The 26,985-nt window shown below is 71.7% G+C and carries 25 protein-coding genes and 1 pseudogene; 18 read left to right on the top strand and 8 right to left on the bottom strand.

All coding sequences use genetic code 11. From position 1 onward, the window contains the following. The 3 genes and pseudogenes from IE195_RS26210 to IE195_RS13015 all read right to left on the bottom strand — a co-directional run. Positions 1 to 351 (bottom strand): annotated as a pseudogene (locus IE195_RS26210) (hypothetical protein); the annotation flags it as partial. A gap of 30 nt (positions 352 to 381) precedes the next feature. Beyond that, entirely contained in the window at positions 382 to 1,830 is a 1,449-nt protein-coding gene (locus IE195_RS13010) for a hypothetical protein (protein ID WP_191271081.1), read from the bottom strand. A 479-nt stretch (positions 1,831 to 2,309) separates the two neighbouring features. After that, positions 2,310 to 3,311 (bottom strand): YihY/virulence factor BrkB family protein, encoded by a 1,002-nt coding sequence (locus IE195_RS13015; protein WP_191271082.1) that lies wholly within the window; start codon positions 3,309 to 3,311, stop codon positions 2,310 to 2,312. Positions 3,312 to 3,449: 138 nt separating this feature from the next. Between IE195_RS13015 and IE195_RS26700 the strand changes: the two genes are divergently transcribed. From IE195_RS26700 to IE195_RS13035, 5 genes are all read left to right on the top strand, one after another. Beyond that, positions 3,450 to 3,518 carry a putative leader peptide gene (locus IE195_RS26700; RefSeq protein ID WP_363319952.1) on the top strand — a complete coding sequence of 23 codons (69 nt, stop codon included), beginning with the start codon at positions 3,450 to 3,452 and terminating at the stop codon, positions 3,516 to 3,518. 188 nt (positions 3,519 to 3,706) lie between these two features. Continuing rightward, complete coding sequence (locus IE195_RS13020; protein ID WP_191271083.1) at positions 3,707 to 5,404, top strand: nitrite/sulfite reductase; 1,698 nt, start codon at positions 3,707 to 3,709, stop codon at positions 5,402 to 5,404. Between the two features lie 82 nt (positions 5,405 to 5,486). Next, a complete protein-coding gene (locus IE195_RS13025; RefSeq protein ID WP_191271084.1) occupies positions 5,487 to 5,693 on the top strand; it encodes a hypothetical protein in 207 nt (68 codons plus the stop codon). Then, complete coding sequence (locus IE195_RS13030; protein ID WP_191271085.1) at positions 5,690 to 6,391, top strand: phosphoadenylyl-sulfate reductase; 702 nt, start codon at positions 5,690 to 5,692, stop codon at positions 6,389 to 6,391. Before IE195_RS13025 ends, IE195_RS13030 begins: the two co-directional genes overlap by 4 nt. 134 nt (positions 6,392 to 6,525) lie before the next feature. After that, positions 6,526 to 7,263 carry a sirohydrochlorin chelatase gene (locus IE195_RS13035; protein WP_191271087.1) on the top strand — a complete coding sequence of 246 codons (738 nt, stop codon included), beginning with the start codon at positions 6,526 to 6,528 and terminating at the stop codon, positions 7,261 to 7,263. Between the two features lie 108 nt (positions 7,264 to 7,371). On the opposite strand, the gene IE195_RS13040 is transcribed toward IE195_RS13035, so the two are convergent. Then, positions 7,372 to 8,553: an MFS transporter gene (locus tag IE195_RS13040; protein ID WP_191271089.1), complete on the bottom strand. Its 1,182-nt coding sequence runs from the start codon at positions 8,551 to 8,553 to the stop codon at positions 7,372 to 7,374. A gap of 225 nt (positions 8,554 to 8,778) precedes the next feature. On the opposite strand from IE195_RS13040, the gene IE195_RS13045 reads away from it, so the two are divergent. The 6 genes from IE195_RS13045 (at position 8,779) to IE195_RS13070 (ending at position 16,008) form a co-directional block, all read left to right on the top strand. Then, on the top strand, positions 8,779 to 9,447 hold the full coding sequence (locus IE195_RS13045) for a pyridoxine/pyridoxamine 5'-phosphate oxidase (RefSeq protein WP_191271091.1): 669 nt from the start codon (positions 8,779 to 8,781) through the stop codon (positions 9,445 to 9,447). Between the two features lie 175 nt (positions 9,448 to 9,622). Further along, entirely contained in the window at positions 9,623 to 10,048 is a 426-nt protein-coding gene (locus tag IE195_RS13050; RefSeq protein WP_191271093.1) for an Hsp20/alpha crystallin family protein, read from the top strand. A gap of 142 nt (positions 10,049 to 10,190) precedes the next feature. Further along, positions 10,191 to 11,822: an acyl-CoA dehydrogenase family protein gene (locus tag IE195_RS13055; protein ID WP_191271095.1), complete on the top strand. Its 1,632-nt coding sequence runs from the start codon at positions 10,191 to 10,193 to the stop codon at positions 11,820 to 11,822. A gap of 194 nt (positions 11,823 to 12,016) precedes the next feature. Beyond that, complete coding sequence (gene glgX, locus IE195_RS13060) at positions 12,017 to 14,161, top strand: glycogen debranching protein GlgX (protein ID WP_191271097.1); 2,145 nt, start codon at positions 12,017 to 12,019, stop codon at positions 14,159 to 14,161. Between the two features lie 88 nt (positions 14,162 to 14,249). Beyond that, entirely contained in the window at positions 14,250 to 15,053 is an 804-nt protein-coding gene (locus IE195_RS13065; RefSeq protein WP_191271099.1) for a pyrimidine reductase family protein, read from the top strand. A 166-nt stretch (positions 15,054 to 15,219) separates the two neighbouring features. Further along, positions 15,220 to 16,008 (top strand): GntR family transcriptional regulator, encoded by a 789-nt coding sequence (locus IE195_RS13070; RefSeq protein ID WP_191271101.1) that lies wholly within the window; start codon positions 15,220 to 15,222, stop codon positions 16,006 to 16,008. Between the two features lie 98 nt (positions 16,009 to 16,106). Here IE195_RS13070 and IE195_RS13075 read toward each other — a convergent pair whose 3' ends face one another. Further along, positions 16,107 to 16,493: a hypothetical protein gene (locus IE195_RS13075; protein WP_191271103.1), complete on the bottom strand. Its 387-nt coding sequence runs from the start codon at positions 16,491 to 16,493 to the stop codon at positions 16,107 to 16,109. Between the two features lie 251 nt (positions 16,494 to 16,744). Here IE195_RS13075 and msrB point away from each other — a divergent pair, with 251 nt between their 5' ends. From msrB to IE195_RS13090, 3 genes are all read left to right on the top strand, one after another. Next, positions 16,745 to 17,191, top strand: a complete 447-nt coding sequence (msrB, locus tag IE195_RS13080) for a peptide-methionine (R)-S-oxide reductase MsrB (protein ID WP_191271105.1) — start codon at positions 16,745 to 16,747, stop codon at positions 17,189 to 17,191. Between the two features lie 253 nt (positions 17,192 to 17,444). Then, the gene (locus tag IE195_RS13085; RefSeq protein WP_191271107.1) at positions 17,445 to 18,113 is read left to right on the top strand and encodes a phosphatidylserine decarboxylase; all 669 of its coding nucleotides are present in this window, start codon (positions 17,445 to 17,447) and stop codon (positions 18,111 to 18,113) included. After that, positions 18,100 to 18,903, top strand: a complete 804-nt coding sequence (locus IE195_RS13090) for a CDP-alcohol phosphatidyltransferase family protein (RefSeq protein ID WP_225942401.1) — start codon at positions 18,100 to 18,102, stop codon at positions 18,901 to 18,903. Before IE195_RS13085 ends, IE195_RS13090 begins: the two co-directional genes overlap by 14 nt. 90 nt (positions 18,904 to 18,993) lie before the next feature. Here IE195_RS13090 and hemQ read toward each other — a convergent pair whose 3' ends face one another. Together hemQ and hemG are read right to left on the bottom strand one after the other, a co-directional pair. Beyond that, positions 18,994 to 19,704, bottom strand: a complete 711-nt coding sequence (gene hemQ, locus IE195_RS13095) for a hydrogen peroxide-dependent heme synthase (RefSeq protein WP_191271109.1) — start codon at positions 19,702 to 19,704, stop codon at positions 18,994 to 18,996. Continuing rightward, positions 19,701 to 21,170 carry a protoporphyrinogen oxidase gene (gene hemG / locus IE195_RS13100; RefSeq protein ID WP_191271111.1) on the bottom strand — a complete coding sequence of 490 codons (1,470 nt, stop codon included), beginning with the start codon at positions 21,168 to 21,170 and terminating at the stop codon, positions 19,701 to 19,703. The genes hemQ and hemG overlap by 4 nt, the downstream gene beginning before the upstream one ends. Before the next feature lie 183 nt (positions 21,171 to 21,353). Between hemG and IE195_RS13105 the strand changes: the two genes are divergently transcribed. After that, the gene (locus IE195_RS13105; protein WP_191271113.1) at positions 21,354 to 22,445 is read left to right on the top strand and encodes a DUF4349 domain-containing protein; all 1,092 of its coding nucleotides are present in this window, start codon (positions 21,354 to 21,356) and stop codon (positions 22,443 to 22,445) included. A gap of 66 nt (positions 22,446 to 22,511) precedes the next feature. Here IE195_RS13105 and hemE read toward each other — a convergent pair whose 3' ends face one another. Then, positions 22,512 to 23,480: a uroporphyrinogen decarboxylase gene (gene hemE / locus IE195_RS13110; RefSeq protein WP_229826221.1), complete on the bottom strand. Its 969-nt coding sequence runs from the start codon at positions 23,478 to 23,480 to the stop codon at positions 22,512 to 22,514. 335 nt (positions 23,481 to 23,815) lie between these two features. Between hemE and IE195_RS13115 the strand changes: the two genes are divergently transcribed. From IE195_RS13115 to IE195_RS13125, 3 genes are all read left to right on the top strand, one after another. Beyond that, the gene (locus IE195_RS13115; RefSeq protein ID WP_191271117.1) at positions 23,816 to 24,391 is read left to right on the top strand and encodes a DUF3000 domain-containing protein; all 576 of its coding nucleotides are present in this window, start codon (positions 23,816 to 23,818) and stop codon (positions 24,389 to 24,391) included. 127 nt (positions 24,392 to 24,518) lie between these two features. Continuing rightward, a complete protein-coding gene (locus IE195_RS13120) occupies positions 24,519 to 25,769 on the top strand; it encodes a ribonuclease D (protein ID WP_191271583.1) in 1,251 nt (416 codons plus the stop codon). 213 nt (positions 25,770 to 25,982) lie between these two features. Next, on the top strand, positions 25,983 to 26,966 hold the full coding sequence (locus IE195_RS13125; RefSeq protein ID WP_191271119.1) for a tetratricopeptide repeat protein: 984 nt from the start codon (positions 25,983 to 25,985) through the stop codon (positions 26,964 to 26,966). Positions 26,967 to 26,985 lie beyond the last annotated feature (19 nt).

Consider the following 26,985-nt stretch of genomic DNA (forward strand, 5'->3'; position numbering starts at 1 on the left):
CGGGTCCGTGGGGTCGGGGTCAACCGGGTCCGGGTCAACCGGCCCGGGGTCCTCGCCGTCACCGGGGTCCGTCGGGTCCGGATCCACCGGGTCCGGGTCGGGCTCCGGCTCGGGGTCCGGGTCGGGCCCGGGGTCCTCGCCGTCACCGGGGTCCGGGGTGACAGCGTCGAAGGTCTCGACCGTTTGCAGGCCGATGTCCGGGACGGTCTCGGCCGCCTCCTGGGTCGCCGCGGGGGCGGCCTCAGGTGCGGTCTCGTCCGGGTTCTCGGCGGCGAACACCGGTCCGGCCGAGAAACCGGCCATGAACAGGCTGGCCGCGGTCACGGTGAATACCCGCTTCTTGGGGGACATCCCACTCCTTTCTTTCTCTTGGGTACTGATCTATTCAGGGGGGATGGCATACAGGTGGCCGTCATGGACCACCACCGCGCGGTCGCCGAGCAGGCCGCGCGGAGTCTCTGCGTCCTCGGGGACCTCGGAGGGCTCCCCGGAGGCGTCCAGCGCCACCCGGGTCCCGTCGAGTTCCCCGAAGACCTGGTTTCCGGCCGAGGCCTCGGGAACGAAACCCGGGACCACGGTGGTCTCGCCGGTGTCCGGGGTGAACAGCACCGGACCGTAGGCGACCAGGTCGAGCCCGATCGGCCCGGAGCGGTGGGCCACGCCCTCGAGGGCGTCCTGCTCGATCTCGGCCGATCCGAGCACGGATCCGTCCCCGCGGTCGTGGAAGGCCAGGATCGAACCCTCGCCCTGGAGCGGCTCCCAGCGGACGATGACGTACTCCCGCAGGGCGGTCAGCACGCCCTCCATCTCACCGGCCTCACCGGGGCGCTCGGCGTGGACCCTCTCGGGGTCGCCGCCGGGCCCCACCCAGTTCCAGGGGCCGCTGACGACGGCGGTCAGGACACGGTCGTCGGCGGCCGCGAGCATCGGAACCGAGCTTCCGGGGGCCTCGACCTCCTCCAGTTCACCGTCGACGACCAGGTAGGCGGCGTCCTCGTCACGGACCATGACGGAGTCACCGGCGTAGCGGGCCGAAGCCGACTCGGGCAGGTCGACGCTGGTGGCCGTGCCGCCCTCGGCCGGCCAGAACCACAGGGCGTCGGCGCTCTCCACCACGATGCTGCTCTGGCCGCCGTACTGCACGAAGCGGGGGGAGCCGAGCCCTTCGGCGACCTCGAAGGGGAGGTCCGCGGACCACTGCCGCGAACCGTCGGCACCGATCAGGTTGAGCCGTTCCTCGGGGTCGACGTAGGCGAGGGCCCCGCCGTCGCGGCTGATACCGGGCTCGGTGTCGGGGGCGAGTTCCTCGGTGATGTCGACGACCGGCGCGAACCCCGGCGGGGCCGAGTACTCCAGGGCCACGGTGTTGTCCTCGGCCTCCTCGGACGCCCCGGGCTCGGAGGGCCCCGGAAGGAACCGGGTGAGGACCGCTCCCGCCCCGACGACGAGCAGCAGGGCGAGTACCGCGGCTCCCCCCACCAGGAGCTTCCTGCCGCGGCTGTTCCCGTTCCCCGCCACCGGAACCGGCCCCTGCACCGGGCCCTGGGGACGGGCCGGGGCGGCCTGGTCCGCAGCCTGCACGACCCCGTCGGGGGTGGCGACCAGGCGCCAGTACCCGTTGGCGTCACGGGCGTCGACGAGCACCGGCTGACCGATCCGGGCGGCGTACCCGGTGGCGATGTCCAACGCCGCACGCCTGGTCTCCTTGGGAGCGGGGCCGGTCACGACCTGGCGGTGCCCCTCGATGACGATCTCGGCGCTGCGTTCGTCGGGCGCGATGACGATGACGGCGGTGGGCCGGGGGTACCCCGGACGGGACGCCCGGCTCATGGTGCCTCCGAAGGCATGGGAAAGGTGAACCTGTTCGTGTACGGGAGCAGGGGAAGGCCAGCGGTGACGCCGGCCGCGGCTCGGCGGGGTGACCGAACGGAGGGAACTGCACACGGGTGGTCGGTGCTGAACGTGATCATACTGAGGGTCACAGGCGACGACCGACGCGGTTGGCGGGGAGGAAAACGGACACTGCTCGCGGAATCTCCACCCGCCCCCGCACCTCTCTTCCACTGACCTGCGACAACCGCCCTCCGCTCGCGGGAGACCGGGTCGGGCCCGCCCAGCTGACCCCTTAGTGGACACTCCAGAAGGCGACGAGGTTCACGCCGGAAATGGCCGGATCTGGCCACACGGGAGTCCCGGAGCCCACCGGTTCCCCTGTCGAGCGCCCGCGCGGGGCCGGGCCGGGAGGGTGTTCACCCGGCTCTCCCGGCCGAGGACGAACCGTCCGCGGCGGGGGTCCCGAGCGTTTGCGGTCAGCGCCCGTTGAGGGTGTCGATGACCGCCTGCTCCCTGCGCTGGGCCATCCGGTCGGCACGCTCGAAGTGGCGGTTGGCGAGCTCGGCCCGGGCCGCGGCGGTACGCACGGTCGGCCACAGGGCGTCGATCTCGGTGTTGAGCGTGGAACCCACCAGAACGGCGATCGCCATGACGTACAACCAGGCCAGGATCGCGATCGGCGCCCCCAGGGAACCGTAGATGCTCACCTGCCCGAAGGAGGCGTCCAGGTAGGCGCGCAGGCCCGCCGAACCGGCGAGGAGCACCAGGGTGGCCAGGACGGCACCGGGCAGGTGGCGCCACAGCGGGGTGCGCACGGGGACGCTGAGCGCGTAGAGGAGGGTGACGGCGGTGATGACGAGCAGGCCCACGATCGGCCAGTAGAAGAGGTTGAGGCGGCCCACGGTGACCGGCAGCAGCTCGTGGACGACGTCCGGACCGGCCACCATGACCGGTAGGACCAGGACCGCGAACATCAGGCCACCCAGGTAGGCGAAGAAGGCCAGGAGGCGCTGGCCGAGCCAGCCGCGCAGCTCGTCCAGGCCGTAGGAGATGGTGATCGACCGGATGAAGACGTTCATCGCCCGGGAGCCCGACCACAGGGACACCAGGAAGGTCACCGAGAGGATCCCGCCCTGGACGCCGCCGAGGAAGTCGTCCACCAGGGGCGCCACGACACTGTCCACTGTGGCGGGGGTGAGGATGCGCGCCGCCAGGTCCAGCATCCACTCGCGGATCTCCACCGCGAGGTCCTCCCCGAACACGGCCGTCAGCGGACCCAGGGCCCCCAGGAGGCAGAGCAGCAGCGCGGGCAGGGAGATCAACGCGAAGAAGGCCGACTCGGCGGCCAGGCCGACCACCCGGTCCCGGGCGAAGGCCCTGACGGTACGCAGCACGAGAAGCGCCCCGTTGTGGAAAAAGGGATGACGTCGGAGCCAGGCGTCGGCCGCGCGCCACAGGCCCTCCCAGAAACCCACCACAGGGAGAACGTTAGCGCTGATCGGAACTGCGGGCACACTCCGGACATGACGTGACTCACGTCTCCCTGGCGCGGGCACACCTGGACAAGGGCCGCGTCCGCGTGCCATTCTCGAAGCATGACCGCTGTTCTTGACCCCATGCTCCGCGTGCGCCGCCACGTGGACTTTCTTCGGGTCAGCAGCGCCATCTGTTGCAGCGTCGGATAACTCCTCGCCGCCTTTTTGACGCACCCGTGATTCAGGGGTGCGCGCGGCTCCGGCGCTCTCCCCTCTTCGAAACTCCCACACGCGGACTTCACCCGTATCACCAGCCACGATGACGTGCGGTGGATACGGGCCTGCGGTGCGGGCGCCGGGACCGCGAGCACCCCGTGACCCCATCGGAGACACCCGCGATGCCTCCCTCTTCCGCGCAGCCCGACAAGGCCGCGACGGCAGCCAAGCCACGGCGCCGCCGTGGCGAGGGCCAGTGGGCCCTCGGCTACCGCGAGCCGCTGAACAAGAACGAGGAGAACAAGAAGAACGACGACGGGCTCAACGTCCGCGATCGGATCATCAACGTCTACTCGAAGGCCGGGTTCGACTCGATCGACCCAGCCGACCTTCGTGGGCGCTTCCGCTGGTTCGGCCTCTACACCCAGCGCGCCCCGGGCATCGACGGCGGCAAGACCGCCGTGCTGGAACCCGAGGAACTCGACGACCGCTACTTCATGCTGCGTGTGCGCATCGACGGCGGCCAGCTGAGCGCCGCCCAGCTGCGCGCCGTCGCGGAGATCTCACGCGACCACGGGCGCGACACCGCCGACATCACCGACCGGCAGAACGTCCAGTACCACTGGATCCGGGTCGAGGACGTCCCCGCGATCTGGGAGAAGCTGGAGTCGGTGGGCCTGTCCACCACCGAGGCCTGCGGTGACACACCGCGCGTCATCCTCGGCTGCCCGCTGGCCGGAGTGGCCGAGGACGAGGTCATCGACCCCACCGCGCAGATCGAGCAGATCTACGAGGACCACATCGGCAGCCCCCTGTACTCGAACCTGCCGCGCAAGTTCAAGTCCTCGCTGTCCGGGTGCACCTCGCACTGCGTCAACCACGAGATCAACGACGTGGCCTTCGTGGGTGTGCGCGACGGGTCCGGCGAGGCCGGATACGACCTGTTCGTCGGCGGCGGCCTGTCCACCAACCCGATGTTCGCCAAGCGGCTGGGCACGTTCGTGCGCCCGGACCAGGTCAGCGAGGTCTGGGCCGGCGTCTGCGGGATCTTCCGCGACTACGGCTTCCGCCGTCTGCGCACCCGCGCCCGGATCAAGTTCCTCATCAAGGAGTGGGGCGCGGAGAAGTTCCGCGAGGTACTGGAGAAGGAGTACCTGGGCTACGAGCTGCCCGACGGACCCGAGCCCGTGCTGGACCCGGGGGTGCGCCGCGACCACGTGGGCGTGCACCGCCAGCGCGACGGGAAGTTCTACGTGGGGTTCGCCCCGAAGGTGGGCAGGGTCTCCGGCAGCAGGTTGCTGCGGGTCGCCGACATCGCCGAGGAGCACGGTTCGGACCGCATCCGCACCACCGCCGACCAGAAGCTGGTCATCCTCGACATCACCGAGGACCGGGTCCCGTCGATCACCGCGGCCCTGGAGGCCGAGGGTTTCGAGGTCAACCCGAGCGTCTTCCGCCGCCAGACCATGGCCTGCACCGGCATCGAGTTCTGCAAGCTCGCGATCGTGGAGACCAAGGACCGCGCCGCGACGCTGATCGACGAGCTGGAGAAGCGCCTCCCGGACTTCGAGGAGCCGGTGACCATCAACGTCAACGGCTGCCCGAACTCCTGCGCGCGCATCCAGGTCGCCGACATCGGCCTCAAGGGCCAGCTGATGCTCAACGAGCAGGGCGAACAGGTGGAGGGCTACCAGATCCACCTGGGCGGCGGTATGGGCCTGACCCAGGCCTTCGGCAAGAAGATCCGCGGGCTGAAGACCACCGCCGACGAACTGCCCGACTACATCGAACGGGTGCTCCGGCGCTTCCAGGAACAGAGGAAGGACGGCGAGAACTTCGCGGCCTGGGCGGGCCGCGCCGACGACGCCGACCTCAAGTGACGACCTGATCCGAGGCCTCAGGGCCCCGCCCGGCCCCCGACACGCGGAGGGCCGGGCCCCCAACAGAAGGAGGAGGTGCGCCATGTCCGAAAGGGCCGCGCCCCACTACTGCCCCTACTGCGGCGACGAGGACCTGGTGCCCGAGGAGGGCGCCGTCGTCAAGGGCGAGGGCTACCCCTGGGCCTGTCTGTCCTGCGCCCGGGTGTTCCGGGTCAAGTACGTGGGCCTGCGCGCCGCCTCGTTCTCGGCGGGTGGCGCCCCCTCCAGACCGACGGAAGGGAACGAATGAACGCCACCATCACCCAGACGGGCGGCCCCGAGCTGGCCGAGCGGGCCGCCCTGGAGCTGGAGGAGGCCTCGGCCCAGGAGATCATCGCCTGGGCGTCCGAGACCTTCGGTTCCGAACTGTGCATGACCTCCTCCATGGCGGACGCCCTCATGGTGGACCTCGCCGCCAGGGCCGCCCCCGGGATCGACGTGATCTTCCTGGACACCGGTTACCACTTCCCCGAGACGATCGGCACCCGCGACGCGGTGGCCTCCGTCTACGACATCAACCTGATCACCGTGGAGCCGAAGCGGACCGTGGCCGAGCAGGACCTGGCCCTGGGCCCGCGGCTGCACGGGCGCGACCCCGGCATCTGCTGCCACCTGCGCAAGGTGGAACCCCTCCAGCGCGCCCTGGAGCCGTACTCGGCGTGGCTGACCGGGCTGCGCCGCGAGGACTCCGTGACCCGCCGCGACACCCCGGTCGTGCAGTGGGACCGGCGCAGGCGGATGACCAAGGTCAACCCGATCGCGCGGTGGACCCAGGAGGAGGTGGACACCTACATGGCCGAACACGGTGTGCTCGTGAACCCCCTCCAGTACGACGGGTACCCCTCCATCGGCTGCGAGCCGTGCACCCGCCGGGTCGCCCCGGGCGAGGACCCCCGGAGCGGCCGCTGGGCGGGGACCGGCAAGACCGAGTGCGGAATCCACGTGTAACGGGTTCCTCCGTCCACGGCCGTGAGGCCGCCCTGGTGGGACGGCTCGCCCCGTCCCGCCGCACCCAAGACCCAGAGAAGGAGGCAGGGGTTCGCCCCGGTCCGAGGGACCGGGGTACGCGCCCCGAACTTCAGATGATCCCTCTGCTCGCGGTGGCCCACGGAAGCCGGGACCCGAGGTCGGCCGAGGCGGTCTCGGCGGTCTTCGAACGGGTGCGCGCGCTGCGCCCGGAGCTGGACGTGCGGCTGTCCTACCTGGACCACGTGGCGCCCAGCGCCGAGGACGCCCTGGACGAGCTGGCCTCGGGCGGCGCCGGTGAGGCCGTGGTACTGCCGACGCTGCTGACGGCCGCCTTCCACAGCAAGGTGGACCTGCCCGGGGTACTGGCCCGGGCGCGCAAACGCGGCCCCTGGCTGCGGGTGCGCTACGCCGACACCCTCGGCCCGCACCCGCTGCTGTTGGACGCGGTGGAACGGAGGCTGGCCGAGGCCGGGGCGCGCCCGGAGCCCGGGACGGCCCTGGTGCTCGCGTCGGCGGGGTCGAGTGACGCGGAGGCCAACGCGGTCGTCGAGTCGATGGCCCGGGAGCTGTCCGGGCGGGGCCCGTGGGGGGAGGTCGTGGCGGCCTACGCCTCGGCCGCCGGGCCGACCCCCGGCGAGGCGGTGCGGTCCCTCCTCGACCGCGGCCACACCGGGGTGGCGGTCAGCGGTTACCTGCTGGCCCCCGGTTTCTTCTCCGACCGGGTCCGCGACCAGTCACTGGCGGCGGGCGCCTCGGTGGTCGCCGAGGCGCTCGGAGACGTACCCGAACTCGCCCGTGTGGTGCTGGACCGCTACGACGCGGCTGTCGCGGCCCGGCACGCCGCCGTGTGAGGGTTCGGCAGGACTCACCGGAAGAGAAGAACAGAGGAGTGGAACGCGGCGGAGGCGGGCGGTCCCTTCCCCCGGGGCCGCCCGCTTCCACGTGTTCGGGGCCGGGGGTCAGCCCGCGGTGACGGCGGCGGCGAGCAGGACCGCCGCGGAGAACAGCAGTGCCCCAGGTGCGCCCACCGCCCCGGCGACACCGGCCGCGGCGGCCGGGATCGCCACCTGGCCCAGCCGGTTGCCCCAGATCCGCAGGGCCAGGGCGGCACCGCGGGCCCCTTCGGGTGCCAGGGTGGTGACCTGGGCCATGGTCAGGGGCTGTCCCAGGCCCAGGAGGAACCCGCCCACGAGCAGCACCGCCGCCAGGGCGGCGAACCCGCCCAGGGGCAGGGCCACCAGGGTGAGCGCGACGGCGGCCACGGAGGTGCTGGCGACGATGAGGGCCCTGCGCGACCACCGGCGCAGCATCCACGGCAGTGTCAGCCGGGAGAGCAGGGAGGAGCCGGCGCGCAGGCTCAGCAGGACTCCGACGAGCATCGGGGAGATGCCCCGGTTCTCGGCGATGAGCGGCAGGTAGGCGGTGAGGATGTCCACCGCGGTCAGCAGCGCGAGGCTGGAGAGCAGGGCGGAGGGCATTCGGCGCTGCCGCAACAGGTCCCGGGCGGGCACCGGCGGCGCGGCCCGCTGCGCCGCGGTGCGCCGCAGCGGGCGCAGCCGTACGAGCGGGAGCAGGGGCAGGGCGCCCAGGGCGGCGACGAGCCCGGCGACGACCAACGCGGTGGAGGTGGCCGGGAGCAGGGCCGGACCCGAGGCGTCGGCGAGGAGGGCACCGGAGATCAGCGGCCCGGCGAGCTGGCCCAGCGAGGCGGCGGCGGTGAACCATCCGAAGTCGCGGTCCAGGTGTTCGGAGCGCGAGTACCGGGCGATGAGGCCCTGCCCGGCGACCATGCACAACAGGTGCCCCACGCCCACGACGGTACTGGCCAGGGCCAGTGCGGACAGGCCGCCGGATCCGGCCAGGAGCAGGCTGCCGACGGCCAGGACGGCCGAACCCAGGCCCACGATCCAGGCGATGCGCGGCGCGCGGTCGGTGAAGCGGCCCAGAGGGACCGCGATGACCAGGGGCAGCAGTGCGTAGGCGGCGGTGACCAGGCCGACCTCGACGGCGTCGCCGCCCACGGCGATGGTCCGGTAGGAGATGAGGGGGCGGATGAGGTTGAGGGCCGTGTGGGTCAGGACCACGCTGCCCAGAAGGGCCCAGAGCCACCGGGCGCGTTCGACCGGTTCCGTGTCCGTCATGCTTCTCCCTCGCGCCGTGCTCGGCCGGGACCCGCCGTGAGTCGTCCCGTGACGGGACCACTCGGTGCGCGTGGTGTCCTTCAGCGCTGGGCATCGTATCGAGGAGGCAGGTCACGGACGTGCTCCGGGTCCGGCGGGGGCACCGCTCACGAGTGGCGACGGGCGCCTCGTGGCCGGCGTCCTCGGTAGGTTCGGCGTAATGGCACCAACCGAACGGAGCACGGGATGACCAAGGACGACGGGATTCGGGACATGTTGCGGGGGCTCCCGGTGTTCGCGGGGCCGCTCGCGGAGTTCGATCCGAAGGCCGCGCCCGCGGAGCCGGAGGAGTTGTTCGTGGACTGGTTGGGCGAGGCGATCGAGGCCGGGGTGCACGAGCCGCACGCCATGACCGTCGCGACGGTGGACGCCGACGGTGCGCCTTCGGCGCGGATCCTCATCCTCAAGGACTTCACCTCCGAGGGCTGGTGGTTCGCGGGGACCACGACCTCCGCCAAGGGCCGTGAACTCGCCGGGAACCCGCGGGCCGCCCTCCTCTTCTTCTGGGGCGCCCAGGGCCGCCAGGTGCGGATCAGGGGTTCCGTGGAGCTGGCCGGGCCCCGGGCCCGCGCCGCCGACTTCACCGCCCGCCCGTTGGAGGGCCGGGTGGCCGGTCTGCACGGCAGGCAGAGCCAGCCCCTGGCCGACCTCGCGGACATCCACACGACCGCGGAGGGGAGCCGCGCCCGTTTGGAGGCCGACCCCGGTCTGGCGCCCGACAACTGGGGGCTGTACTGCCTGTCCGCCACCGAGGTCGAGTTCTGGCAGGCCGACCCGGACCGGCGGCACACCCGCCTGCGGTACCGGCGCGCGCACGCCGGCTCCCCCTGGCGGAGCGAACTCCTCTGGCCCTGACGCCGACCCGGTCGGCGCCGTGCCCGGATCCGCCCGGGCGCCGGCCCGGAGGAGGCCCGGGCTTTCCCCGCCCGCCCCGGGCTCTCCCGCGGACTTGACGGCTTCTGAGGCGGTCAATAAAATTGAGCGTAGTCGCATCAAGTCATTGGATGGAGACACACTCAGGAGGTGACGGATGATGTTGATGCGCACCGACCCCTTCCGCGAGTTCGACCGCCTCACCCAGCGCCTGATGGAGAACGGCCGCCCAGCGGTCATGCCCATGGACGCCTACCGGGACGGGGACGACTTCGTGGTCCTGCTGGACCTGCCCGGCGTGCGGAGCGAGAGCATCGACCTGGAGGTCGAGCGCAACGTGCTCACCGTGAAGGCCGAACGTCCCGGCCCGAACGAGGAGGGGCGCGAGTTCATCGTGGGCGAGCGTCCCTCGGGGACCTTCTCCCGCCAGGTGTTCCTCGGTGACACCCTCGACATCGAGAGGATCACCGCCAACTACGCGGACGGCGTGCTCACCCTGCGGATCCCGGTGGCCGAGCAGTCCAAGGCCCGCAAGATCGCGGTCGGACACGACGCCGGGGAGCAGACCGCCATTCGCTCCTGAGGTACCGGGAGGGTGCGCCCCCGGGAGGCGCACCCTCACCCCCTGCGGGTACACACAACCGAACCTGATTCGGTTCCGTGCGCGGAGAGCGGATAGGATTCCGGCCACCCGTCCGCCGCCCAGAACCAGGAACGGAGCCGGTATGCCCGCCACACACGAGGTGTTCAACCAGGCCACTCCGCTCGGCGACCACAACGCCGCCGACGACCCCGCCCTCCTGGAGGGCCTGCGCCGCGAGGGCGCAGGCTGGGCCGAGGCCGACGTGCGCGAGGTCGGTGAGGCCGCGGGCTCGGAGCGGGTTCGCGCCTGGGGCGAGTCCGCGAACGCCTACCCGCCGGTCCTGCGCACCCACGACCGCTACGGCCACCGCGTGGACGAGGTCGACTTCCAGCCCGCCTACCACGTGCTGATGGACCAGGCCGTGGAGCACGGTCTGCACGCCGCCCCCTGGGCCGAGGGGCGCGAGGGCGCCCACGTGGCCCGCGCGGCCAAGTTCTTCCTCTGGTCACAGGCGGAGAGCGGTCACGGCTGCCCCGTGTCGATGACCTACGCCGCCGTCCCCGCGCTGCGCCACTCCCCCGCGCTGGCCGAGCGGTACGAGCCGCTGCTGACCGCCCGCACCTACGACTTCGGGCTGCGCGCACCCCTGACCAAGCGCGGACTCATCGCGGGTATGTCGATGACCGAGAAGCAGGGCGGTTCGGACGTGCGCGCCAACACCACACGCGCCGTTCCCACCTCCGAGGGCCACTACCTGCTCACCGGGCACAAGTGGTTCACCTCCGCCCCGATGAGCGACGTCTTCCTGACCCTGGCGCAGGCCCCCGAGGGCCTCACCTGTTTCCTGGTGCCGCGCGTCCTGCCCGACGGCGGCCGGAACGGCCTGTTCATCCAGCGGTTGAAGGACAAGCTCGGCAACAGGTCCAACGCCTCCGCCGAGCTGGAGTACGAGGGCGCCGTCGCACACCTGGTCGGCGAGCCGGGCCGGGGAGTGCCCACCATCATCGAGATGGTCAACAGCACCCGGTTGGACTGCGTGATCGGTTCCTCGTCGGGTATGCGCGCCGCCGTGGTGCACGCGCTCAACCACGCCGGGTCACGGAGCGCGTTCGGCAAACCCCTGGTGCAGCAGCCGCTGATGCGCAACGTGCTCGCGGACCTGGCCCTGGAGTCGGAGGCCGCCACCGCGCTCATGACGCGCCTGGCGGGGGCCGTGGACCGCTCGGTGCGCGGTGACGAGGGCGAGGCCGCCTTCCGCCGCCTGGGCGTGGCCGTGGGCAAGTTCTGGGTCACCAAGCGCCAGCCGGTGCACGCGGCCGAGGCCCTGGAGTGCCTGGGCGGCAACGGGTACGTCGAGGAGTCGGGGATGCCCCGCCTGTTCCGGGACTCCCCGCTCAACTCCATCTGGGAGGGTTCGGGCAACGTGGCGGCGCTGGACGTGCTGCGCGCGATGTCGAAGTCGCCGGAGTCGGTGGAGGCCTTCCTGGCGGAGCTGAACACGGCGGCGGGTTCCGACGACCACTACGACGCGGCGCTGAAGCGGTTGGGGCAGGAGCTCGGCGACCTGGACGAGATCCAGTACCGGGCCCGGTCGGTGGTGGAGCTGATGGCTCTGCTCCTCCAGGCGTCCGTGCTGCTGCGGCACGCACCGACACCGGTGGCCGAGGCCTTCACCGCGTCCCGGCTGGGCGGCGGGTGGGGGCACGTGTTCGGGACCCTGCCCAGGGGCGTGGACACCGGGCTGATCCTGGACCGGGCCCGCCCCGGCAACTGAAACCACCCTTTCCATGCCATGAGCCAAGAAACTCCTCTTTCTTGCCGATAACCACATCAGACCCCCGGTGAACACGGCTGATGAATGATCATCGGCCGTGTTCTGCATATTTCTGGGACCGAAGCGGAAGAAAGAAGTCGTCACCAACAAAAAACGCCCTCCAGGGCCCCGACTCCAAGAGACTGACGACGCCTATGGTGGAAGTCTGGCCAGGTAGTTCCTATCCGCTCGGTGCGACCTACGACGGTTCCGGCACCAATTTCTCCCTCTTCTCGGAGGCGGCCGAACAGGTGGACCTGTGCCTGTTCGACGACGACGGCGAGGAGACACGCGTACCCCTGACCGAATACGACGGTTTCGTCTGGCACGGGTACCTGCCCGGCGTCGGTCCGGGACAGCAGTACGGGTACCGCGTGCACGGCCCCTACGCACCCGAGCACGGACTGCGCTGCAATCCGAACAAACTACTCACCGATCCCTACGCGAAGGCGCTGAACGGCAACCTCACCTGGCACGAATCGCTCTTCAGCTACCACTTCGCCTCACCGGAGCGCAAGAACACGGCCGACAGCGCGAAGTACGTACCCAAGTGCGTGGTGGTGAGCCCGTTCTTCGACTGGGGCAACGAGTCCCGACCGCGCACCCCGTACCACCAGACGGTGATCTACGAGGCGCACGTGCGCGGCCTGACGATGCGCCACCCGGCCATCCCCGAACACCAGAGAGGCACCTACGCGGGGCTGGCCCACCCGGAGGTCATCGAGTACCTCACCTCGCTGGGGGTGACCGCCGTCGAGCTGATGCCGGTGCACCACTTCGTGCCCGAACACGCGATGGTGGCGCGGGGGCTGACCAACTACTGGGGGTACAACACCCTGGCCTTCCTGGCCCCGCACAGCGGGTACGCCGCGCTCGGATCCCGCGGCCAGCAGGTCCAGGAGTTCAAGTCGATGGTGAAGTCGCTGCACGAGGCGGGCATCGAGGTGCTCCTGGACGTGGTCTACAACCACACCGCCGAGGGCGACCACATGGGCCCCACCCTGTCCTGGCGGGGCATCGACAACCTGGGCTACTACCGGGTCAGCGACGAGGACCAGCGCTACTACCTCGACTACACGGGCTGCGGCAACAGTCTGAACGTGCGCCACCCGCACTCGTTGCAGCTCATCATGGACTCGCTGCGGTACTGGGTCCTGGAGATGCACGTGGACGGGTTCCGCTTCGACCTGGCGTCGGCGCTGGCCCGGGAGTTCCACGACGTGGACCGGCTGAGCACGTTCTTCGACATCGTCCAGCAGGACCCGGTGATCTCCCAGGTCAAGCTCATCGCCGAACCCTGGGACGTGGGACCGGGCGGCTACCAGGTGGGGAACTTCCCGCCGCTGTGGACCGAGTGGAACGGCAAGTACCGCGACACCGTGCGCGACTTCTGGCGCGGCGAGCAGGTCAAGGGCGAGCTGGCCTCGCGGCTGGCCGGGTCCAGCGACCTGTACCAGGACGACGGGCGCCGCCCGGTGGCCTCGATCAACTTCATCACCTGCCATGACGGCTTCACCATGGCCGACCTGGTGTCCTACAACGACAAGCACAACGAGGCCAACGGCGAGGAGAACCGGGACGGCACCGACGACAACCGCTCCTGGAACCACGGGACGGAGGGCCCCACCGAGGACCCCGCGATCCTCACCCTGCGCCGGAGGCAGGTCCGCAACTACCTCGCCACCCTGTACCTGTCGCAGGGGGTGGTGATGCTCTCGCACGGCGACGAGATCGGGCGCACCCAGGGCGGGAACAACAACGCCTACTGCCAGGACAACGAGATCGCCTGGATCGACTGGGAGGGCGCGGGGCTCACCGGCGAGTACCCCGGCAACGACCTCCTGGACTACGTACGCGGGCTGGCCCGGCTGCGGCGCGAGCACCCGGTCTTCCGGCGCCGCCGTTTCTTCCGGGGCAGCCCCGTGGAGAGCGGGAAGTCCGGCTCGGGCGTGTTGCCCGACATCTCGTGGCTGCGCCCGGACGGGTCGACGATGGAGGGGGAGGACTGGAGCACGGACGAACAGGTGCTGGGTGTGTTCCTCAACGGGGACGCCATCACCGAGCCCGACTCGCGGGGGCGCAGGATCCGTGACAGTTCGTTCGTGCTGCTGCTCAACAGCGGGCCGCGGCCGGTGGAGTTCAAACTCCCCGGCACCGAGTACGGCATGGCCTGGGAGACCGTGCTGGACACCGCCGAGCCCGACGTGGGCGGACGGCCGTTCGTGACCGCCGGCGGCCCCGTCCGGGTGATCGACCGCGCCCTGGTGCTGCTGCGGCGCGTCTCGCACCGGCACGACTGACCGGCGGCGGAACAGGCCGCGCCGGAGGGACCGGTGGACCCGCGGGTCCACCGGTCCCGCGCCGTCCGTCCCCCTAGCCTGGGTGACCATGTCGAGTACACACCGCCCGGGCGACGCCCCGGAGCCCGCCCGCTTCCGCGAACTCCTTCCCGCCCCCGGCAGCACGGACGTGGACCTGCCCCGGGCCTACGCCTACCCGCCTGCCCTGGACCGCCCCTGGATCCGCGCCAACATGGTCGCCAGCGCCGACGGGGGCGCGATCGGCCCCTCGGGCCGCAGCCGTGACCTGTCCTCGGCCCCCGACCGCCGGGTGATGGGGGTACTCCGCGGCCTGTGCGACGTGGTGCTGGTGGGCGCGGCCACCGCCCGCAAGGAGGGCTACCGGCCGGTCCGGCCGCGCGAGGTGTGGTCGGACCTGCGTGCGGACCGGCCGGCGACCCCGCGCATCGCGGTGGTCTCGCGTTCGCTGGACATCCACGAGGAGCTGCTCACCACCGCCCCGGAGGACGCCCGGACCATCGTGTTCACCGCTGGGGACGCGCCCGCGGAGCGCCGGAGGTTCGTTGCCGAGCACGCCGACCTCGTGGTGGTCGACGGGGTCTCGGTCGGCCCCGAGCACATCGTCAACGCCCTGGCCGAGAGGGGGCTGCACCGGGTGCTGACCGAGGGGGGACCGCACCTGCTGGCCGAGTTCGTGGCGGCCGGCCTGTTGGACGAGCTGTGCCTGACGGTGAGCCCGCACCTGCTGGGCGCCGGGCCGCCCCGGATCGTCACCGGCGGTCCGGGGACGCCCGGCGCCCCGGAGCACGCCCCGGCCAGCAGCACACCCGTGCGGATGGCGCACCTCCTGGAGGCCGGGGGGAACCTGTTCACGCGTTACCTGAGGGAATAGGGACCCACGGGGGCGGCACCCGTGAACGGTCGGTTTCGGCCGCCCCACAATGACGCATGAATCATCCTTCAACCGGACATACCCGTTGTGTGCCATCCACTGGAAACGCTTTGACTGGACACACCGCATCGACGGGGCTCACCGGTCTGGTCCCCTGGGCGAGAGGATGAACGTAGTGCCGACGTCCGAAAACGGGTCCCCTCCGGTCTACCGGGAGATAGCCGAGGAACTACGAGGACAGATCCGCTCCGGACGGTACGCCGACGGCGACCGCCTTCCCGGGGAGAACACCCTCATGGAGCACCACGGTGTCGCCCGGGCGACGGCCCGGCAGGCGCTGTCCGTACTCATCAACGAGGGCCTGGCCGTGGCAGTGCGCGGTTCGGGCATATACGTGCGGCAGTTCCGGCCGCTGCGAAGACACGGGGCCAGACGCCTGTCCAAGGACCTGTGGGGCAACGGGCGGGCCATCTGGCAGACCGACAGCGACACCCGCGGCTACGAGGTGGAGGGGCTCGTCGTGGACGAGGTCGTCCCCGCCGAGCACGTCCTGCGGTCCCTGGGGCTGGACCCCGGGAACCCGGCGGTGCGCCGTTCCCGGCGCTACCTCGTGGAGGGCAGGCCGGTGCAGAGCGCGGTCTCCTACCTGTCCCCGCTGCTGTGGGCGGGCCGGGAGGACTCCCCCGCCGCCCAGCGCATCAGGGCCCCGGACAGCGGCCCCGGGGGCATCTACGCGCGACTGGCCGAACTCGGGCACGCCCCCGCCCACTTCACCGAGGAGATCCGCGTGCGCATGCCCACCCCCGAGGAGGCGGAGGAGTTGGCGCTCTCCCCCGGGACACCCGTTCTGGAGGTGGCCCGTACCGCCCTGACCAGCGACCACCGGCCGGTTGAGTTCAACGAGATCACCATGGACGGTTCGGCGTACGTACTGCAGTACGACTTCGACGCCTGAGCCCGGCCGGGCCCGCCCCTTCGGCTGTGCCGGAGCGCTCCGGCACAGCCGAAGGGGCGCCCCCGGGGAGGCACCCCTTCTCTCGTGTCGAACCCGTACTAGCTTCGACGACCCCTCCGTTTGGAGACGAAGACCAGATACGCCAGCGGCAGGAAGGCGAGTCCCACCGCCAGGGCACCCACCGCCGCGAAGGGCATGGCGTTGGACAAGGTCATCGCCCAACGCGCCATCCCCACCCCCAGGACGAGCGCCACCGCCAGCGCGCCGACGGCAATGACCGTGACGAGCACCAGTAGTTTGCGATCGCCCCAGGGCTCCGGTCGCACGTGGTCGATCCCCGCCACGGTGGAGCGGACACTGAGCTCCGTGGCCCAGCGCAGCTCCCGGCCCACGGTGGCCGCGCCGTCCCCGACGGCGCGTACCCGTGACCGCGGTCCCGTGGTGGCCTGGTCGAGCCACCACAGTCCGTATCGGATCCTGCCCACGCGCAGAGGTCGTCTGCTTACTCCGAGTGCCTGTTGAGCTGTAACAGCCATGCCACCTGCCTCAGTGCACCTCGACCACTGACCCCTGTCTGAGCTCGTACCCGCCCACATGGACACCGAACGTCATCAAGGGTGAAGTTAGGTGTATGTGACCCCTAAGAGGGATTTACCTAGCCCGGATACGAATGACCCTTTTCTGACTCGGAGGTCCCTGTCGGCATTCGGGCCCGGTTCCGGGTAGCGTCTTCACCATGGCTGACGCAGCGGACCAGGCCCCGGAGAACAACGGCGGGGCACCGAAGGAACTCCCCCGGACCGAGCAGGAGTGGCGCGAGCGCCTCAACGAGCAGGAGTACGCGGTGCTCCGCCAGGCGGGTACCGAACGCCCCTGGTCCGGAGCCTACGTCGACACCAGGGCCACGGGCGTCTACCGTTGCCGGGGATGTGGAACCGAACTGTTCCGTTCGGACGAGAAGTTCGACTCCCACTGCGGGTGGCCGAGCTTCTTCGACCCGGCCGAGTCCGACGCGGTCACCCTGCACGAGGACGCCTCGATGGGGATGGTGCGCACCGAGGTGCGGTGCGCCACCTGCCGGTCCCACCTGGGCCACGTCTTCTACGGAGAGGGGTACGACACCCCCACCGACGCCCGGTACTGCATCAACTCCGTCGCCCTGACCCTGGAGCCCGCGGAGTAGGTCGCATACCATCCTGGTGCCGGACCCCGCCTCGCCGAGGTCGGGTCCGCCACCGGACCACCCTGCTTCCCGCCCCCGCGGGATCAGGGATAATCTCACCAGCGCACCGAAGTCCGGCCCCGGCCGAGCGGAGGGCGCGCGGCGGGGCACCCCACCCGGTGACCGCGCACCCCCGGCCCCCGGCAGGGGCCGGGCCCCTCACAGCGGTAACCGATGTGCGGGCGACCAGACCGACCCGCGACGAAAGCGCTCGATGACCGACGACTCACCCATCTCCTCCGCCTCCCCGCGTCCCGCGGCCAGGCCGCGGTTCGGCATGGCCCAGGGATCGGCCCCGTGGCTGCTCCCCGCCCTCGGCGCCGCCGGGGCCGCGACCCTCCTCGCCCGGCGCTCCCGGGCCGGGGCCGCGGCCGCAGCGCCCGTGATCGCCCTCGCCGCGGGGATGGCCTGGTTCTTCCGGGACCCCGAGCGGGGCCCGGCCACGGGACGGGTGCTGTCCGCGGCCGACGGCGTCGTGCAGAGCCTCGACCCCCAGCCCGACGGGCGCATCCGGGTCGCGGTGTTCATGAACCCCCTCAACGTGCACGTCAACCGTGCCCCCATCGCCGGTATCGTGACCGGCGTCGAACATCGTCCAGGGGGTTTCAAACCCGCCTTCGACAAGGACAGCGAGCGTAATGAGCGCGTCATCTGGACCCTTGAAACCGAGATCGGTGAGATCACGGTCGTTCAAATCGCCGGCGCGATGGTCAGGCGTATCGTCCCGTATCTCGCTGCGGGGCAGAAGGTCGAGCAAGGCGAGAGGATCGGGCTCATCCGGTTCGGGTCACGGGTCGACGTCCACCTTCCGGCCGGGGTCGCCCCGGCGGTGGAGATCGGCCAGAGGGTCCGCGCCGGAGAAACCCGTCTTGACGCCGGCTGAGGCCGTCTCCGCCGCTGGCCGGGCCGCCTCCTCCGCCCCCGAGGAGGCGCCCAGGCTGCGTCTGGGCGTGGCCGACTACATGACCCTGGGCAACGCCCTGTGCGGTTTCCTCGCGGTCTGGGCACTGGCCACGGCCCAGAGCGCGCACCTGGCCTCCGGAGTCGCCGGCCCGCTGCCCAAGACCGCGATGGCCACGGCCGTGGGCCTGATGATGGTCGCGGCCGCCCTCGACGTGCTCGACGGCCGGGTCGCCCGCAGGCTGGGCGGCAGCGGCATGGGGGCCGAACTGGACAACCTCGCCGACGTGATCAGCTTCGGGGTCGCCCCGGCGTTCTTCTTCGTCGTGTGGGGCACCATCGCGGGCGGCGCCGGCGTACTGCCGGTGGTCGCCGGCGGTGCCGTGCTGCTCGCGGTGATCGTCCGGCTGGCCCGGTTCTCCTGCCAGGCCCCGGGCTCGGACTACTTCACCGGCCTGCCATGCCCCTCCGGGGCGATCGCGGTGGTGACCATCGTGCTCCTGGACCCGCCGGTCCTGGTGGGTGTGGCCGCCGTGCTGTTGGTGGCCTGGCTGATGGTCAGCCGGATGGAGTACCCCAAGCCCCGGGGACGCAAGGCCTACCTGGTGCTGGGCCTGCTCGCCACCGGTGTGGCGCTCATGGCCGCGTGGGGCCTCGGGCTTCCCGCGGGCGACGTGCTCATCTACCTGATGAGCGCCGTGGTGCTGCTGTGCGTGGTGACGATCCCGTTCTACGTGCTCGCCACCCGCAGGGAGACCGCGCGCCCCGAGTAGACCCGGCCCGGCGTCGGCCGCCCGTACGACGGCCCCCGTGCTCCGTCGGAGCACGGGGGCCGTTCGCCGTCCGGCGGGGCGGGGCCGCGGTTACGGCAGAGCGTGCACCAGCTCGGCCACGCTCTTGCGCCGCCCGGTGTAGAAGGGCAGTTCCTCACGGGTGTGCAGGCGCGCCTTGGCGCCGCGCAGGTGGCGCATCAGGTCCACGATGCGGTGCAGGTCGTCGGCCTCGAAGGCGAGCAGCCACTCGTAGTCGTTGAGACCGAACGAGGAGACCGTGTTCGCACGCACGTCCGGGTACGGGGCGGCCATCCGGCCGTGCTCGGCGAGCATGGCGCGGCGCTCCTCGTCGGGCAGCAGGTACCACTCGTAGGAGCGCACGAACGGGTACACGCAGATGTTCTCGCGCGGCTCCTCCCCGGCCAGGAAGGCGGGGACGTGGCCGCGGTTGAACTCGGCGGGGCGGTGCAGGCCCACGACCGACCACACCGGGGTGCTGGCGCGGCCGACCCGGGTGCGCCGGAAGTCGGCGTAGATGTTCTGCACCTGCTCGGGGGTGTCGGCCACCCACCAGAACATGATGTCGGCGTCGGCGCGGAAGCCCTGGACGTCGTAGCTGCCGCGGGTGGTCACGCCCTGCTCGGCGGCCTTGTCGAACAGGCCCTGGATCTCCTGGGCCGCCGCGTCGCGGTCCACCTCCTCCAGGCTGTCGACCCTGAAGACCGACCACATGGTGTATCGGATGAGTTTGTTGAGGTCGGTGCCGTCCTGGGTGATGGCCTCGTTCTGCTGCCCCGTCACGGGTTGACTCCTTGCTGGTTCGGTCCGTCGGCGCTCTGGTCGCCGCGGTCGGTGTGACTGTGGTCGGTGAGGGTGTCGGCCAGACGACCGGCCTCGCGGTCGGCGTCGGCGACACAGGCGGGGATGCCCACTCCCCCGTAGGCGGCGCCGCACACCCCGAGGCCGGGGTGGCGCCGCACGCCCGAACGGATCCGCTCGACCCGGGCGGCGTGGCCGACCGCGTACTGGGGCAGTCCGTCGGTCCACCGGGTGACGCGGGTCTGGACCGGGGAGCCGGTCAGACCGGTGACCCGGGCGAGGTCGGCGAGGGCGACCCGGGCCAGCTCCTCGTCGGAGCGGCGCAGAGCCGCGTCGTCGCCGGACCGGCCGATGGAGCAGCGCAGGACGACCAGGTCCTCACCCGGGTTGACCCTATCCAGCTCACGGGCCAGCCAGGGCCACTTGTTGCTGGAGAAGGTGGCGGCCTTGATGGTCAGCCCCTCCCCCGCCGGAACCAGGAAACCGGTCCCGGTGAGGGGCTCGGGGAAGGCCGCGGCGGGCAGGGCGAAGGTCACCAGCGCCATGCTCGCGTACTCGATCCCGCCCAGCTCCCGTGCGGCGGCGGGTTCGGTGTCGGCGAGCAGGCGTGCCGCCTCGGGGGCGGGACAGGCGAGCAGGACCGCGTCGCAGGCGACCCGCTCCCCGCCGTCCAGTCGCACGCTCCAGCCCCGGGGGGTGCGTTCCAGTGCCCCGGCCCGGGTCCCGGTGCGCAGGTCCGGCTGCCGCTCCGCCAGCGCGTCCACCACCGAGGCGACCCCACCGCGCAGGGAGGCGAAGACGGGACCGGAGCCGGCGGGTGCGGAACCCCTGCCCCGGAGGCTCGTGTGCACCGCCCCCATCAGGGAGCGGCTGCTGCGGGCCATCGGGGCGATCTGCGGAAGGGCGGAGTCGAGGGAGAGCTCGTCGGCCCGTCCGGCGTAGACACCGCCCAGGAGGGGTTCCACGAGCCGTTCCACCACCTGGCGGCCCATGCGGGTGCCGACGTAGGCGGCCACGGGCACGTCGGAGCGCACCGGGGTGCTCGGCCAGACCAGGTCGAGTGCGGCGCGCAGGGTCCCGGCGGGGGAGAGCACACCGCTGCGGGCCAGGGCGCGCAGGTCGCCGGGGACGCCCATGAGCTGCCCCTTGGGGAGGGCGCGGACGCGGCCCCGGCTGTAGACGGCCGCGGCCCCGGGGCCGGGGTGCACCACCCGCTCGTCCAGGCCGAGTTCGGTGAAGAGGTCCAGTGCCTCGGGGCGGCGGGCGAGCACCGCCTCGGCGCCGGCGTCGACGGACACGCCAGCCACGGGTGAGGCGCGGAGCTTGCCCCCCGGGGTGTCGGCGGCCTCGACCACCGTGGTGGTGACGCCCCGGCGGTTGAAGCGGTGCGCGGCGGTGAGTCCGGAGATCCCGCCCCCGATCACGACGACATGCGGTGCTTCAGGCATACCACCAGCCTCCCAGATGCCGCGGGTCACAGTGATCCGCCGCCCCCGGAGCGGGACGTCGGTCCGGGTATTCGGACCGTGGGGCCCGGGGCCGGGGGACAGTCGGCACTCCCCCGGGCCGGACGTTGCGGTCTCGTTACCGCCGGGGCGCAACGGTGGCGCCGCGGGACGCGTCGAAGCGGTATGGACACTCCATCGCTCCCCCAGGCGGGCCGTGTCGCCGGGATGACCGTCGCCACCGGCCTCGCTGCTCTGTTGTTCACCGCCTGCGGTGCCACCACCGAGAACATCGGTGCGGCCGACGGCGGCGGTTCCTCCGCCGAGTACGCCGCCGAGTCCGCCGACCGGGCCGCGCCCGGCGCCCAGGCCGAAGCCGATGCCGCCGAGGAGGACGCGGGTGAGGGCGGTGTCGGTTCGGACCTGGAGGTCGGGGACCGGCAGCTGGTCCACACCGCGAACATGACCGTACGGGTCGACGACGTGGCCGAGGCCGCCGAACTGGCCAAGGAGATGACCCTGGGCGCGGACGGCTACGTGGCGAACGAGAGCCTGTCCACGCCCGCCGGCGGCTCCCCCGAGGGCAATCTGGTCCTGCGCATCCCCAACGAGGACTACGAGGGTGCGCTGGACGGACTGGCCGAGCTGGGCGACCGCTCCGAACTGGAGCGGTCGGTGGAGGACGTCACCGAGGAGGTCGCCGACGTCGAGAGCCGGATCGAGTCCTCGGAGACCGCCCTGGAGACCCTGCGGGGCTATCTGGAGGAGGCGGAGGACGTCGACGACCTGCTGCGCGTGGAGAGCGAGATCCAGCAGCGCCAGGAGGAGCTGGAGGCGTTCCAGGCCCGGTTGGAGTCGCTGCGGAACCAGACCGCCTACTCCACCGTGCACCTGACCCTCGTCCCCCCGGCCACCTACCTGGAGGAGACCACGGAGGAGTCCGTCGGTTTCCTCGGCGGTCTGGAGCGCGGCTGGCGGGCCCTGGTCGGTCTGGGCCAGGGGGCGGCCGTGGCCGTGGGGTGGCTGCTGCCCTTCGCCGCGGTGCTCGCGGTGCTCGGTGCCGGGCCGCTGTGGCTGTGGCGCCGACGCCGCGGGGCACGGGCCGCCTCCTCTGCCGCCGCACCCGCTGACCCGGCCTCCGCCGACACCGCCCAGGACCGTACCGACACCGGGGGCGCACCGCCCCGCCGGGGGGACCCCGAGAGCACGGGGCCGGGTCCGGAGACGGACGGGAGTCCCGAAACGGGCGGGGACCCCGGGAACGACGGCGAGAGGTGACCCGACGCGTCGGCGCCCGGCTCCCCGAACGGGAGCCGGGCGCCGACGGGTGTCCGCGGGACCGCCCTAGCCTGCGGTCTCCTCGTGGACGAAGGCGGTGAGCCGTTCGAGCATGGTCGGGTCGGTGCTGGGCAGCACACCGTGGCCGAGGTTGAAGATGTGGCCGTCGGCGGCCCGTCCCCGCGCGAGGATGTCGCGCGTACGGTCGGCGACGACCTCCCAGGGAGCGAACAGGGTCGCGGGGTCCAGGTTTCCCTGGAGCGCGGTGCCCGGCTGGACCCGCTGCACGGCCTTGTCCAGGGGGACGCGCCAGTCCACGCCCACCACGTCGGCCCCGGCCTCGCTGAGCAGGCTCAGGAGCTCGCCGGTGCCCACACCGAAGTGGATACGGGGCACCTCGTAGTCGGCCAGCTGACCGAAGATCCACGAGGTGTAGGGCAGCACCGAGGCGCGGTAGTCCTCGGCGCTCAGCGCGCCGACCCAGGAGTCGAAGAGCTGGACCGCGCTGGCCCCGGCCTCGATCTGGGTGCGCAGGAAGCCCAGCGTGATGTTGGCCAGGCGGCGCATGAGCTCGTCCCACAGCTCGGGCTCGCCGTACATCAGGGCCTTGGTGTGCTCATGGTTCTTCGACGGCCCGCCCTCGATGAGGTACGAGGCCAACGTGAACGGAGCGCCCGCGAAACCGATGAGCGGCTTGTCGCCGAGCTCTCCCACGAGCTGGCCGACCGCCTCGGTGACATAGGGGACGTCGCCGGGTTCGAGGTCGCGCAGGCGTTTGATCCCGCCGGCGTCCCGGATCGGCTCGTCGACCACGGGGCCCACACCCGGCTTGATGTCCAGGTCGATCCCGATGGCCTTGAGCGGCACGACGATGTCGCTGAAGAAGATCGCGGCGTCGGTGTCGTACCGGCGGACCGGCTGCATCGTGATCTCGGCGATCATGTCGGGTCGCGCACACGCCTCAAGCATCGGCACGTCGGCGCGAACCCTTCGGTACTCGGGCAGTGAGCGCCCGGCCTGGCGCATGAACCACACCGGGGTGTGGGACACCGGAAGGCGCCGGCAGGCGCGGAGGAATGGAGATTCTTGAAGCGTCACCCTTGAATCGTGCCATGCCCGGTCCGGTGGTCCCACTCGGATCACCCGAGAGGGTTCCCACGGCGGGCACGGACGGGACCGAACCGCGTCTGCCACAGGCCGTGCGGTCCCAAGATCATCACAAAACACCGACACGCCGGAGGAACTGCGGCCGCCCGCCGGTGACTCGTGCCACGGTCGAATCCGTGCCCACCATCACACCATCGGCGGGACCGTCCCGGCGACCCCCGCCAGGACGTGATCACCACAAAACGAAGGCTGACGTTTCCACCATGCCCGATGTCGGTAGCGCCGAGAACGCACAAGAGACGTTCCGGCGGGCGGTCGAGGCCCTGCACTCTCCCCTCATCCGGCCCGAGATCACCGTCCGGGAGATCCCCTCACCCCAACGGCTGGCTCCCCACTCCGCCGCCGTGTCCGCCGAAGTGTCGGTCCACGGCGAGGAGATCGCCTGGGGCCGGCTGATCGTCCTGTACGACCCCGAGGGCACCCGCGACTGGCCCGGCCCCTTCCGGGTGGTCTGCCAGGCCAACTCCGAACTGGAGTCGGAGATCGCGACCGACCCCCTGCTCGGCCCGGTCGCCTGGAGCTGGCTCACCGACGCCCTGGGGGCCCACGGCGCCGCCCACCACGCGCTGAGCGGAACGGTCACCCGGGCCACCACCGAGGGGTTCGGCGCCAAGGCCCACGAGGGCGCCACCACCGAACTCGAGATGCGTGCCTCGTGGACGCCCGAGTCGGAGGACCTGTCCGGGCACATGAGTGCCTGGCTGGCGCTGCTGGCCTCGGCGTCGGGGCTCCCGCCCCTGGACGTCACCGACATCGCACGCCAGCGGTCCCGTCCCTGAGGCGTCCGGGGCACCGGCTCACGGGCCGCTCCGGAACCTCGCCGGGCAGCGTCGGCGGGCGGTTCCGGAACGGCCCGTATCTGCGTCCGGTGGCGACAGCGCATACCGTAGTGGTGTGGCGAACGCGTTGAACTCCAAGACAGAACCCCGCGAACCAGACAACGAAGACGCGGAGAGGGCGCCCCTACTTCGGGAACCACGCGAGGGCCTGCCTGCGGTCACCGCCGACGCCGACGCCCTGGCCGGCGTCATCGCGGCCCTGGGTGCCGGCTCCGGCCCCGTGGCCGTGGACGCGGAGCGCGCCTCGGGTTACCGGTACGGGCAGCGCGCGTACCTGGTGCAGGTGCGCCGGGAGGGTTCCGGTTCGGCCCTGATCGATCCGATCGCCTGCCCCGACCTGAGTGAGCTGAACGCGGCGGTCGGGGACGCCGAGGTGGTACTGCACGCCGCGCACCAGGACCTCCCGTGCCTGTCGGAGATCAATCTCCGGCCGACCCTGCTGTTCGACACCGAACTGGCCGGACGGCTGCTGGGTTACCAGCGGGTCGGGCTCGGGTTCATGGTGGAGCGGCTGCTGGACGTGCGCCTGGCCAAGGAGCACTCGGCGGTGGACTGGTCACAGCGCCCCCTGCCCGAGGACTGGCTGAGGTACGCGGCGCTGGACGTGGAGATCCTCATCGAGCTCCGCAACGCCCTGGAGGCGGAGCTGGCCGAGACCGGGAAGCTGGAATGGGCGCGGGAGGAGTTCGCGTCCGTGCTGGCCGCCCCGCCCAAGGAGCCGCGGCCCGACCCCTGGCGGCGCACCTCCGGCATCCACAAGGTCCGCAACCAGCGCGCCCTGGCCGCCGTGCGGGAGCTCTGGTACGAGCGCGACCGCATCGCCCAGGAGCGGGACATCTCCCCCGGCCGGGTGCTGCCGGACGCGGCGATCGTGGAGGCGGCCACGGCGATGCCGCGCACCACGGCCGACCTCACCAGGATCCGGCAGTTCGGGATCAAGCTGGCCCGCCGCTACGTGCAGACGTGGATCAGGGCGGTCGACCGCGCCCGTGAGATGGACCAGGCCGAACTGCCCCGGCCCAACGCACCCGGCGACGGCCCGCCCCCGGTGAACCGCTGGGCCGACCGCGCTCCCGAGGCGGCGTGCCGCCTGGAGGCCGCGCGGGCGACCGTGACGGGGATCGCCGAGGACGTCGTGATGCCGACCGAGAACCTGCTGCTGCCGGACACCGTCAGGAGGTTGGCGTGGGCGCCTCCGGAGACCGTGGACCCGGGCTCCGTGGGTGAGTTCCTGCGCACGCGCGGCGCCCGGAACTGGCAGATCGGGCTGACCGCGGAACCGCTGGCGACAGCCCTTCGGGAGGCGACAAAAGCGTGATCATTACCCCCTTCCGTCACTTTGAACCAAAACGTGATTGAAGTCACCACCCCTCAAGGGCGGTTCACGCCTGTTCCGTAGCCCGTTGTCCGATTAAGTTATAGAAACGTGCCCTGAGACCTCAGGGGCGTTCAGCTTCTTGTACGGGTGTGTACCGGACCGTGGGCCCAAAAGGCCCCGGTCTGCGTGATCAGGGAAATGTGGTGAGTCTGCTTGTCGTTCTGGCGTGCGCTTCTGCGCGAGACGGGGTTGACGCGTTCTGCCAAGGTCGAGTCGGCTGAGGCCGCCGCACCCACTGCCGAGGAGCACCTCGAGGAACGCACCGTGCCCGTGCCCGAGCGGGTGCCGGAGCCCGCTGTCCGGGTGTCCACCGGGGCGCCCCAGCGGTCCCTGCCCCAGCGGCCCGCCGCCGCGCCCCCGACCCCCGGGATGCGCGCGGCGTCGCTGGAGCAGAGCCTGCGGTCACTGGTGGAGCGGTTGGGGACCGAGCACCCGGACACCATCACCGCCCGCAACAACCTGGCGACCAAGTACGCGCAGATGGGGCGGCGCCAGGCGGCCGTGCAGCAGTTCGAGCTGGCCCTGGGCGAGGCCGCGGCGGTCTACGGGGACGACCACCCCCGCACCGAGATCATCCGGGAGAACCTGGCCTGGGCCCTGGAGGACGCGGGCCGTCCGGCCGACGCCGCCGGGCAGTGGGAGACCCTGCTCAGCCAGCGGGAGAACCAGTTCGGTCCGGCCGACGAGGACACCGTGGAGGCGCGCATGCGCCTGGCCGTGTGCTACCGGCGCAGCGGCCGGGTGGACGCCGCCGTGGCCCACTACGCGCGGGCGATCGAGGACGTCACCTCGACCGAGCGCCGTGAGGAGCTGCGTCTGGGCATGAGCGCCGCGCAGAGCATGGCCGGGCGGTACGAGGAGGCCATCTCCCAGCTGCGCATGGTGCTGGCCGGGCGCCGCCGCCGACTGGGCAAGGGCCACCTGGACACCCTCACGGTGCACCACCGGCTGGGCCGCTCCTACACCCAGGCCGGTCGCGCGGACGAGGCCGTGGAGGTGCTGCGCGAGGCCTACCGGGTGGCGCTGAACTCCTCCGGCGACCCGGAGGTCCGTCGGCTCACCATGCGGCTGCGCAGGGACCTGGCGGGCGCCTACAACGCCGCGGGCCGCCACCGTGAGGCCGACGCGCTGCTCTGACACACCCGGGGCACGCACG

It is taken from the genome of Nocardiopsis terrae (genome assembly GCF_014651695.1).
Classification (GTDB): domain Bacteria; phylum Actinomycetota; class Actinomycetes; order Streptosporangiales; family Streptosporangiaceae; genus Nocardiopsis; species Nocardiopsis terrae.

Bases quoted from the DNA above. Each gene is read 5' to 3' on its own strand.
- IE195_RS13030 (WP_191271085.1), top strand. From the start codon at position 5,690: ATGAACGCCACCATCACCCAGACGGGCGGCCCCGAGCTGGCCGAGCGG.
- msrB (WP_191271105.1), top strand. From the start codon at position 16,745: ATGGCTGACGCAGCGGACCAGGCCCCGGAGAACAACGGCGGGGCACCG.
- IE195_RS13010 (WP_191271081.1), bottom strand. From the start codon at position 1,830: ATGAGCCGGGCGTCCCGTCCGGGGTACCCCCGGCCCACCGCCGTCATC.
- IE195_RS13040 (WP_191271089.1), bottom strand. From the start codon at position 8,553: ATGACGGACACGGAACCGGTCGAACGCGCCCGGTGGCTCTGGGCCCTT.
- IE195_RS13025 (WP_191271084.1), top strand. From the start codon at position 5,487: ATGTCCGAAAGGGCCGCGCCCCACTACTGCCCCTACTGCGGCGACGAG.
- IE195_RS13070 (WP_191271101.1), top strand. From the start codon at position 15,220: ATGAACGTAGTGCCGACGTCCGAAAACGGGTCCCCTCCGGTCTACCGG.
- IE195_RS13065 (WP_191271099.1), top strand. From the start codon at position 14,250: ATGTCGAGTACACACCGCCCGGGCGACGCCCCGGAGCCCGCCCGCTTC.
- IE195_RS13020 (WP_191271083.1), top strand. From the start codon at position 3,707: ATGCCTCCCTCTTCCGCGCAGCCCGACAAGGCCGCGACGGCAGCCAAG.
- glgX (WP_191271097.1), top strand. From the start codon at position 12,017: ATGGTGGAAGTCTGGCCAGGTAGTTCCTATCCGCTCGGTGCGACCTAC.
- IE195_RS13085 (WP_191271107.1), top strand. From the start codon at position 17,445: ATGACCGACGACTCACCCATCTCCTCCGCCTCCCCGCGTCCCGCGGCC.
- IE195_RS13105 (WP_191271113.1), top strand. From the start codon at position 21,354: ATGGACACTCCATCGCTCCCCCAGGCGGGCCGTGTCGCCGGGATGACC.
- IE195_RS13055 (WP_191271095.1), top strand. From the start codon at position 10,191: ATGCCCGCCACACACGAGGTGTTCAACCAGGCCACTCCGCTCGGCGAC.
- IE195_RS13050 (WP_191271093.1), top strand. From the start codon at position 9,623: ATGATGTTGATGCGCACCGACCCCTTCCGCGAGTTCGACCGCCTCACC.
- hemG (WP_191271111.1), bottom strand. From the start codon at position 21,170: ATGCCTGAAGCACCGCATGTCGTCGTGATCGGGGGCGGGATCTCCGGA.
- IE195_RS13035 (WP_191271087.1), top strand. From the start codon at position 6,526: ATGATCCCTCTGCTCGCGGTGGCCCACGGAAGCCGGGACCCGAGGTCG.
- IE195_RS13115 (WP_191271117.1), top strand. From the start codon at position 23,816: ATGCCCGATGTCGGTAGCGCCGAGAACGCACAAGAGACGTTCCGGCGG.
- IE195_RS13045 (WP_191271091.1), top strand. From the start codon at position 8,779: ATGACCAAGGACGACGGGATTCGGGACATGTTGCGGGGGCTCCCGGTG.